Consider the following 9,179-nt stretch of genomic DNA (forward strand, 5'->3'; position numbering starts at 1 on the left):
AGCTGGTCCGCCGGGACGATCCGGGAGACCAGCCCGGCCCGCTCCGCCTCCTCGGCGCCCATCATCCGCCCGGTCAGGCACAGCTCCATGGCCTTGGCCTTGCCGACCGCCCGGGTGAGGCGCTGCGAGCCGCCGATGCCCGGAATCACGCCCAGCTTGATCTCCGGCTGCCCGAACTTGGCGGTGTCCGCCGCCAGCAGGACGTCGCACAGCATCGCCAGCTCACAGCCACCGCCCAGCGCGTAGCCCGCCACCGCCGCGACGACCGGCTTGCGCAGGGCCGCGAAGCGGTCCCAGGCGGCGAACCAGTCACCGAGGTAGGCGTCGACGAACTCCAGCGACTGCATCTCCTTGATGTCGGCGCCGGCCGCGAAGGCCTTCTCCGAACCGGTGACCACCAGACACCCGATCTCCGGGTCCCGGTCGAACTCCGTCGCCGCCGCCACGACTTCGTTCATCAGGAGGGTGTTGAGCGCGTTGAGCGCCTTCGGGCGGTCGAGCGTGATCAGCCCCACCCGGCCCTTGCGCTCGACCAGGATCGTCTCGTAACCGGTCACTTGCCGTCCTTCCTGAGGGTGGTGATGATCGCCGAGAAATCCAGCCCGGTGCCGTCGGCCGCCGCGAAGTCCGCGTACAACCGAGCTGCCCGGCGCCCGAGTTCGGTGGGCAGGCCGGCGGCCTCGGCGGCCCCTACGGCGAGGCCGAGGTCCTTGGCCATCAGGGCGGCGGCGAACCCGGCCGCGTAGTCGCGGTTGGCCGGGCTGGTCGGCACGGGCCCGGGGACGGGGCAGTTGCTGGTGAGCGCCCAGCACTGGCCGGAGGCGGTGGAGGCGACGTCGTAGAGCGCCTGGTGGCTGAGCCCGAGGCTCTCGCCGAGGACGAAGGCCTCACTGACCGCGATCATCGAGATGCCGAGGATCATGTTGTTGCAGATCTTCGCGGCCTGCCCGGCGCCCGCCGGGCCGCAGTGCACGACCTTGCGGCCCATCGCTTCCAACACCGGCCGAACGGCCTCGAAGTCCGGCTCCGCGGCGCCGACCATGAAGGTGAGGCTCGCGGCGGTCGCACCGACCACTCCGCCGGAGACCGGCGCGTCCACCGAGTGGTGCCCCGCGCTCACGGCCAGGTCGTGCGCCGCCCTGGCGTCCGCGACGTCGATCGTGGAGCAGTCGACGAAGAGCGTTCCCGGACGGGCGGCCGGCAGCAGGTCCGCGTAGGCGGCCAGTACGTGCCGGCCTGCCGGAAGCATGCTGATGACGACGTCGGCCTCCCGCACCGCCTCGGCCGCGGACTCCGCCGCACGGACGCCGGCCTCCTCCGCCTGCCGCAGCGCCTCCGGCACGAGGTCGTAGCCGACGACCCGGTGCCCGGCCTTGACCAGGTTGGCGGCCATCGGGCCGCCCATGTTGCCCAGTCCGATGAATCCGATCGTGTGGGTCACCAGCGCTCCAGGGGTGTGGTGGCGGCGAGGCCGAGTTCGCGCTCGCCGAGCGGGGCGAAGTAGCGGGCCACGGTGGCGGGTTCGACGGCGCTCAGCGTGGGCGGGTGCCACCGCGGGGAACGGTCCTTGTCGATCACCTGGGCCCGGATGCCCTCGGCCAGGTCGGCGGTGGCCAGGGCGGCGCAGGAGGTGCGGTACTCCTGGTCGAGGACGGCCTCCAGCGGGCCGAGGGCCCGGGCCCGACGCAGGGCCTCCAGGGTGGCCTTCACGGCGGCAGGCGAGTTCGCGGCGATCCGGTCGGCGGCCTTCTTGGCCTCGGGCTCACCGCTGTCGCCGAGCCGGGCGAGGATCTCCTCGACGGTTCCCGCCGCGTAGCAGCTGTCGATCCACGACCGTTGCGCGTCCAGCACACCGGCCGGTGCGGGCTCGACGTGCTGTTCGAGGGCGTCGTGCACGGGCGACTCGGCCAGGTCGTCCAGCAGCGCGGGCAGCCGCTCGGCAGGGACGAAGTGGTCGGCGAGCCCGCACAGCAGCGCGTCCGCGGCGCCGACGGAGCCGGCCGTGAGGGCGAGGTGGGTGCCCAACTCGCCCGGTGCGAGGGCGAGCAGATAGGTACCACCCACATCCGGAACGAAGCCGATGCCCACCTCGGGCATGGCGATTCGCGTGGTCTCGGTGACGATCCGGACGCTGCCGTGGGCGGAGACGCCGACGCCGCCGCCCATCACGATGCCGCTCATCAGCGCGACGTAGGGCTTGGGGTAGCGGGCGATCCGGGCGTTGAGGCGGTACTCGTCCCGCCAGAACTCCTCGACGGCGCCCGGGTCGCCGCCGGTCGCGGCGCGGTGGATGGCGACGATGTCGCCGCCGGCGCAGAAGGCCCGGTCGCCGGCCCCGGTGACGACGACGGTTTCGACCCGGTCGTCCTCCTCCCACGCGTCCAGGGCTTCGGCGATCCGCCGCACCATGCCGTGGGTGAGGGCGTTCAGGGCCGCCGGCCGGTTGAGGACGATCAGGCCCGCCCTGCCCTCACGCTGGACGAGGATCTCGTCGACGGTGTTCTCGGCCATCACGCGGCCCCGGTCAGGCCGCGGGCGACGATGACGCGCATGATCTCGTTGGTCCCTTCCAGGATCTGGTGCACCCGCAGATCGCGGACGATCTTCTCGATGCCGTACTCGGCCAGGTAGCCGTAGCCGCCGTGCAGTTGGAGGGCCTGGTTGGCGACCTCGAAGCCGGTGTCGGTGGCGTACCGCTTGGCCATCGCGCACAGCTGCGGCGCCCGGGGGTCGCCCCGGTCCAGCGCCGTGGCGGCCCGCCAGAGCAGCGACCTGGCCGCTTCCAACTCGGTGGCCATGTCGGCGAGCCGGAACTGCAGGGCCTGGGCGTGCAGCAGCCGGGCGCCGAACGCCTCGCGGTCCGCCAGGTAGCGGATGGCCCGTTCCAGGGCGTCCTGGGCGCCGCCGAGGGAGCAGGCGGCGATGCCGAGCCGGCCGCCGTTCAGCCCGTTCATGGCGATCCGGAAGCCCTCGCCCTCCTCCCCGAGCAGGCGGTCGGCCGGCAGCCGGACGCCGTCCAGCAGCACCTGCCGGGTCGGCTGGGCGTTCCAGCCCATCTTCTTCTCGTTCGGGCCGAAGGAGACCCCCACGTCGTCGCGTTCGACGACGAAGGCGGAGACCCCTGCGGCCCCCGGTCCACCCGTGCGGGCCATCACCACGTACACCTGGGCGGCGCCCGCACCCGAGATGAACTGCTTGACGCCGTCCAGCACCCAGTGGTCTCCGTCCCGGCGAGCCCGGGTGGACAGCGCCGCGGCGTCCGATCCCGCGCCCGGCTCGGTGAGGCAGTAGCCGGCCGGGGTTCCCATCGCGCTGAGCCCCGGAAGCCACCGGGCTCGCTGGGCGTCGTCGCCGTAGCGGTCGATCATCCAGGCGACCATGTTGTGGATGGAGAGGTAGGCGGCGATGGACGGGCAGCCGGTGGCCAGCGCCTCGAACACGAGCACGCCGTCGGCGCGGGTGAGTCCGGAGCCCCCGGACTCCTCGCGCACGTAGACCCCGGCCAGGCCGAGGTCGGCGGCCTTGCGCAGCACGTCCACCGGGAAGTGCTTGGCCTGGTCCCACTCGACGGCGTGCGGCGCGAGGTGCTCATGGGCGAAGGCCCGGGTGGTCTCCGCGATGGCGCGCTGGTCCTCGGTGAGGTCGTGCACGGCGCTCATCCCATCGTCGGCATGGTGAAGCTCGCGCCCTCCTTGACCCCGGAGGGCCAGCGCGAGGTGACGGTACGGGTGCGGGTGTAGAAACGGATCGAGTCCGGCCCGTGCTGGTTGAGGTCGCCGAACGCGGAGCGCTTCCAGCCTCCGAAGGTGTGGTACGCGATCGGCACCGGGATGGGCACGTTGACCCCGACCATGCCGGTGTTCACCCGGCGGGCGAAGTCCCGGGCGGTGTCCCCGTCGCGGGTGTAGATGGCCACGCCGTTGCCGTACTCGTGCTCGCTGGGCAGCCGCAGGGCCTCCTCGTAGTCGGCGGCGCGGACCACGGTGAGCACCGGACCGAAGATCTCCTCACGGTAGATCCGCATGTCCGTCGTCACGCGGTCGAACAGCGAGGCCCCGAGGAAGAAGCCGTCCTCGTGCCCCTCCAGGCGGAAGTCCCGCCCGTCGACCACGAGTTCGGCGCCCTCCCGGACCCCGAGGTCCAGGTGGTCCCGGACCCTGGCCAGCGCGTCGGCGCCGACCAGCGGCCCGAAGTCCGCCTCCGGGTCGTCCGAGCGCCCGACCTTGAGCGCGGCGATCCGCTCGACCAGCTTCGCCACCAGGGCGTCCGCGGTCTCCTCCCCCACCGGGACGGCCACCGAGATGGCCATGCAGCGCTCCCCGGCCGAACCGTAGCCCGCGCCGACGAGCGCGTCCGCGGCCTGGTCGAGGTCTGCGTCCGGCATGACGATCATGTGGTTCTTCGCGCCCCCGAAGCACTGCGCCCGCTTGCCGTGCGCGGCCGCCGTCGCGTACACGTACTGGGCGATCGGGGTGGAGCCGACGAAGCCGAGCGCCTCCACCCGCGGATCCTCCAGCAGGGTGTCCACGGCCTCCTTGCCGCCGTTGACCACGTTGAGCACGCCCGGCGGCAACCCGGCCTCCAGGAACAGTTCGGCGAGCCGCAGCGGCACCGAGGGGTCACGCTCGGACGGCTTGAGGATGAACGCGTTGCCGCAGGCCAGCGCGGGTGCGGCCTTCCAGAGCGGGATCATCGCGGGGAAGTTGAACGGCGTGATTCCGGCCACCACGCCGAGCGGCTGGCGCATCGAGTAGACGTCGATGCCGGTGCCGGCGTTGTCGCTGAACTCGCCCTTCAGCAGGTGCGGGATGCCCGCGGCGAACTCCACGACCTCCAGGCCGCGTTGGATGTCCCCGTGGGCGTCGGCCACGGTCTTGCCGTGCTCGGCGGAGAGCAGCCGGGCCAGGTCCTCCTTCTCCTGCTCGACCAGTTGCAGGAAGCGCAGCAGCACCCTGGCCCGCTTCTGCGGGTTCCAGGCCGCCCACTCGGGCTGCGCCTGAGCGGCGTCGGCGATCACCGCCTCGACCTCGGCCCGGTCGGCCAGCGGCACCCGGGCCTGCACCCGGCCGGTGTTGGGGTCGAAGACGTCGCCGAAGCGACCGGACGTTCCGGCGGTGTGCTTGCCGCCGACGAAGTGGGTGAGTTCTCGGACCATCGGTTCCTTCTCTCGTCACGCGCAGGGAGAGGAGGAATGGAGATCACACCGCCATCACCGTTGTAGTGGGCGGTGCTTGACGAACCGTCAGTGACGCGAGGTCACCGCGATCGTCGGCACGGCATAGAAGCGGGGGCAACCCGGAGTCATGCGTGTCGTCTCCATCCTCGTGGAAAACACGAACCACCCGCGGCCGGTATCCTGACTCCCGGATCCACGCCCGCCCCCAGGCCTTCCCGGCTGGCTGCCAGTGGCCGTCATCTGCGAGGACGAACTCCCCGGTCACAGTGGCGGGACCGTGCCGGACTCACACCGGCTTCCCTGACACCGCGGACCTGCCGTCGACCATATAGTTGGACGTCCTAGTAAGTCCAGAGGTCTGCGCACGCGTTGCGCCATCGGAGCCCGCTACCCCGACTAGGGCGGCCCCGTGACGCTCGGGGCCGCCCGTGCCGGACCGTCCAGCAGGGCGTTCACTCACCGAGGGACCGGCCGGTGGCGTGGGACCCAGCCGTCAGGGACCGGGCCCGGCAGCGGTGTTCGCGCGGGGAGAGGCCGTAGGCGGCTTTGAACGCGCGGCTGAAGCCGGAGGGGCTGGGGATGCCGCAGCGGGCCCCGATGGCGTGGACCGGCAGGGCCAGCAGGAGCGGGTCGGCGAGTTCGCGGTGGGCCTTCCTCAGGCGCTGGTCGCGGATGAACCCCGCCAGGCTCTCCCCCTCGAAGCGGCGCGCGAAGAGGCGGTGCAGATGGCTGACGGAGATGTGGTGGGCGGCGGCGATCACGGACGGGGTCAGCCCCGGGTCGTGCAGGTTGCCGCGGACGAACGCCCGGATGCCCTCCACCAGGGCCCGCCGCCGGGCCTCCTCGGGCAGCATGCGCTCGGCGTCGAGCTCCCCGGCGATCCACACCGACACCAGGTCGACCGCGACCGCACCCAGACGCGCCGCTTCGACGGGGTGCAGACCGGCGGCCTGGCGGTCCAGGCCGAGAAGGAAGTCCGCCAGCAGCGCGCCCGTTCCCGCCCTGGAGGAGAGCCTGCGCCCGAGCAGGTCGCGCAGCCGACGCGGCGGCACCGGCAGCAGCGAGACGGGCAGGTCGATGCCCACGCCGGCGACTTCCGGACCTCCCCCACCCGGGGTCCGGTCCCCGACCATCCGCGCGTCGTGCGCGGTGGAGCTGTCGATGAAGGAGAGGTCCCCGACGCCGAAGGTCTCCGCCTGGTCCCGCCCGCGCCTGAGCCCGTGGAATCCGGAGGTCAGCAGCGTCAGGTAGTACAGCTCCTGATCCGAACGCCGGATCATCCGCTCGGTGCGCCGGAACCGCGCCGACGGGAACGACGACCCCAACAGCACCACCGGCCCCAGACCGAAGCACCGCACCTGCCCCGTGAAGTCGTCCTCGTGCGCACTCGTCGCCTCGCACTCCCGTGTCCTCGCCAGCACGTCCCGCCAGTACTCGAAACCGCCCTTCTCGAACACACCGTCACCCTGGAGCACGCTCTTCTCCTGTGCGGACATCCCGCCCCCTTCGGACACACCGTCCTCGCCGCGCGGGCAAGGCCCTCCCTGGTGCCATTGTCACGCCCGCACTGCGGCGTCCGCAGGCGCGGACGCGCGCCGAGCTCGGTTCCGGCCAGGTGCCCACCGAGACGCAGGTGCGGGCGCCGTTCTCAGGGGACGACGACGGCCTCGCCTCGGATGCGGCCGGCTTCGCCGAGGCGGTGGACGTCCGCGAGGTCGGCCAGGGGGTACGAGGCGGCCGCCCGCCTCGACGCCACCCCGAGGGTCCCGCCCGTTCGCGCCCCTTCGCGCCCCTTCGCGCGCGGAGCCTCGCGGGCCTGGCGCCGGCCATGGTCGTCACGGCAGAATTCGACCCGCTGCGCGACGAGGGGGACCGGTACGCCGACGCTCCGCGCGACGCCGGAGCGCGCGGGTCGCGCACCGGAGCTTCGACGGGCCCGTCCACGGCTTCCACGGCCTGGACCACCTCAGCCCCGCCGCCGGCGACGCGACGGCCTGGACCAACGCCGCCCTCAAGGACCTGACCGACGGAAGGAAGCTCCCTGTGAACGACCCTCACCCTGACCCGCTCTGGCCCGCGTACGACCGGCCGGAGCACCTCGCGGCGATCGAGTCGGTCCCCCTCCGGGACCGCGGCCTGCCCGCTTCGACCTACGACACCCTGGCCCGCGCCGCCGAACTGTGGCCGGACCGGCTGGCCCTCACCGTGCTGCCGAGCGCGCAGCGGTGGACGCACGGCACCACCACGAGCTTCGCCCGGCTGCGCGACCAGGTGCACCGCATCGCGAACCTGTTCCACCAGCACGGCGTCCGCCGCACGACCGCGGTGGGCCTGCTCACCCCCAACACCGCCCTGCTGCCCGCCGCCCTGCTCGCGGCCCAGCTCGCGGGCATCGCGGCGCCGGTCAATCCGGCGCTCTCCGCCGAGCACGCCGAACGGCTGCTGCGCCTGGACGGAGCGCGGATCCTCGTCGCCGCCGGGCCCGAACTCGACGCCGAGACCTGGCGCACGGCCCGTGCCGTGGCCGCCTCACTCGGCGTCACGGCGCTGTTCGCCCTACGCCCCTCGGACACACCCGGCGCCGCACCCGCACCCGAACTCGAACCCGTCACGGGCGTCGAGGTGGCCTACCTCCACACCGCCGCCGACGACCAGCCGTCACGGCTCGATCCCGGGGTGGTCCCCCCGAAGGCCGACGACCTGGCCGCCCTCTTCCACACCGGCGGTACCACCGGCGCCCCCAAGCTCGCCGCGCACACCCACGCCAACGAGGTGACCGACGCCTGGATGATCGCCGCGAACAGCCTGCTGGACCCCGATGCGGCGCTCTTCGCCGGACTGCCCCTGTTCCACGTCAACGCCCTGGTCGTCACCCTGCTGGCCCCCCTGCTGCGGGGACAGCACAGCGTGTGGGCCGGGCCGCTCGGCTACCGCGAGCCGGCGTTGTTCCCGGCCCTCTGGAAGATCGTCGAGCACTTCCGGATCGCCACCATGTCCGCGGTGCCGACCGTCTACGCGGGCCTCGCACGCGTGCCGGTCGACGCCGACATCTCCTCGCTGCGCTTCGCGATCGTCGGCGCCTCCCCCCTCCCCGCGGCGGTGCTCGAGGCCTTCGAGCGGCACACCGGTGTTCCGCTGTGCCAGGGGTACGGACTGACCGAGGCCACCTGCGGCAGCGCACGGAGCTTCCTGCACGAGCACCGCCGGCCCGGGGCGGCGGGACAGCGCATGCCCTACCAGCGGGCGAAGACCATACGGATCGACGACCACGGCCACTGGCACGACCTCCCGGCGGGACAACCGGGGAACCTCGCCCTCGGCGGCCCCACCGTCTTCCCCGGCTACGTCGTCGGCCACGACGACCACGGTCCCCGTCTGGACACCCTCGGCAGCGTGCGCGACGGCTGGCTCGACACCGGCGACCTCGCCCGTGTGGACCCCGACGGCTTCATCCACCTGCTCGGCCGCGCCAAGGACCTGATCATCCGTGGCGGCCACAACATCGACCCCGCCGTCATCGAGGACGCCCTCCTCGCCCACCCGGCCGTCACGGGCGCGAGCGCGGTCGGCCGCCCCGACCCCCACGCCGGAGAGGTCCCCGTCGCCTACGTCACCCTCGCCCCCGGCGCGCACGACACCACACCCGACGAGCTGGCGGCCTTCGCCGCCCGGCACGTACCCGAACGCGCCGCCGCTCCCAAGAGCGTGACCGTCCTGCCGGCACTGCCCCTGACGGACATCGGCAAGCCGAACAAGATCCCGCTGCGCCTGGACGCCACCCGCCGCGCCGTCGCCGCCGCCCTGGCCGAACTCGGCCTCACCGTCGACCACGAGCAGATCCTGTGCACCGTGATCGACGGCCGAACGACCGTGACACTCCCCCAGGCCCAGGACCCACGCCTCGGCCCCGGCATCACCGACCGACTCGCCCTGTCCGGCATCGAGTGGTCGTTCCGGTAGGCGCCACCCGGCCGACCATGACCGGCGACGGCCGGGCCGGGCA

8 protein-coding genes and 1 riboswitch are annotated in these 9,179 nt (G+C 72.9%); of the genes, 2 read left to right on the forward strand and 6 right to left on the reverse strand.

Annotation, left to right across the window (positions count from 1 at the left end; all coding sequences use genetic code 11):
- From ACFRMQ_RS33030 to ACFRMQ_RS33055, 6 genes are all read right to left on the reverse strand, one after another.
- A partial coding sequence (locus ACFRMQ_RS33030) for an enoyl-CoA hydratase-related protein (protein ID WP_380734428.1) occupies window positions 1-557 on the reverse strand: 557 nt, incomplete at its 3' end.
- On the reverse strand, window positions 554-1,441 hold the full coding sequence (mmsB, locus tag ACFRMQ_RS33035) for a 3-hydroxyisobutyrate dehydrogenase (protein ID WP_380734429.1): 888 nt from the start codon (window positions 1,439-1,441) through the stop codon (window positions 554-556). The genes mmsB and ACFRMQ_RS33030, both read right to left, overlap by 4 nt.
- Window positions 1,438-2,511 carry an enoyl-CoA hydratase/isomerase family protein gene (locus tag ACFRMQ_RS33040; protein ID WP_380734430.1) on the reverse strand — a complete coding sequence of 358 codons (1,074 nt, stop codon included), beginning with the start codon at window positions 2,509-2,511 and terminating at the stop codon, window positions 1,438-1,440. Before ACFRMQ_RS33040 ends, mmsB begins: the two co-directional genes overlap by 4 nt.
- Complete coding sequence (locus tag ACFRMQ_RS33045; RefSeq protein ID WP_380734431.1) at window positions 2,511-3,659, reverse strand: acyl-CoA dehydrogenase family protein; 1,149 nt, start codon at window positions 3,657-3,659, stop codon at window positions 2,511-2,513. Before ACFRMQ_RS33045 ends, ACFRMQ_RS33040 begins: the two co-directional genes overlap by 1 nt.
- Window positions 3,656-5,155, reverse strand: a complete 1,500-nt coding sequence (locus tag ACFRMQ_RS33050) for a CoA-acylating methylmalonate-semialdehyde dehydrogenase (RefSeq protein ID WP_380734432.1) — start codon at window positions 5,153-5,155, stop codon at window positions 3,656-3,658. The genes ACFRMQ_RS33045 and ACFRMQ_RS33050 overlap by 4 nt, the downstream gene beginning before the upstream one ends.
- Window positions 5,156-5,328: 173 nt before the next feature.
- Window positions 5,329-5,520: riboswitch (cobalamin riboswitch) on the reverse strand.
- A gap of 108 nt (window positions 5,521-5,628) precedes the next feature.
- The gene (locus tag ACFRMQ_RS33055) at window positions 5,629-6,672 is read right to left on the reverse strand and encodes an AraC family transcriptional regulator (RefSeq protein WP_380734433.1); all 1,044 of its coding nucleotides are present in this window, start codon (window positions 6,670-6,672) and stop codon (window positions 5,629-5,631) included.
- A gap of 203 nt (window positions 6,673-6,875) precedes the next feature.
- Between ACFRMQ_RS33055 and ACFRMQ_RS33060 the strand changes: the two genes are divergently transcribed.
- Window positions 6,876-7,199: an alpha/beta hydrolase fold domain-containing protein gene (locus tag ACFRMQ_RS33060; RefSeq protein ID WP_380734435.1), complete on the forward strand. Its 324-nt coding sequence runs from the start codon at window positions 6,876-6,878 to the stop codon at window positions 7,197-7,199.
- A gap of 20 nt (window positions 7,200-7,219) precedes the next feature.
- Window positions 7,220-9,136: an acyl-CoA synthetase gene (locus ACFRMQ_RS33065; RefSeq protein WP_380734434.1), complete on the forward strand. Its 1,917-nt coding sequence runs from the start codon at window positions 7,220-7,222 to the stop codon at window positions 9,134-9,136.
- Window positions 9,137-9,179: the final 43 nt, after the last annotated feature.

This window comes from Kitasatospora sp. NPDC056783 (genome assembly GCF_042789895.1).
GTDB lineage: Bacteria > Actinomycetota > Actinomycetes > Streptomycetales > Streptomycetaceae > Kitasatospora.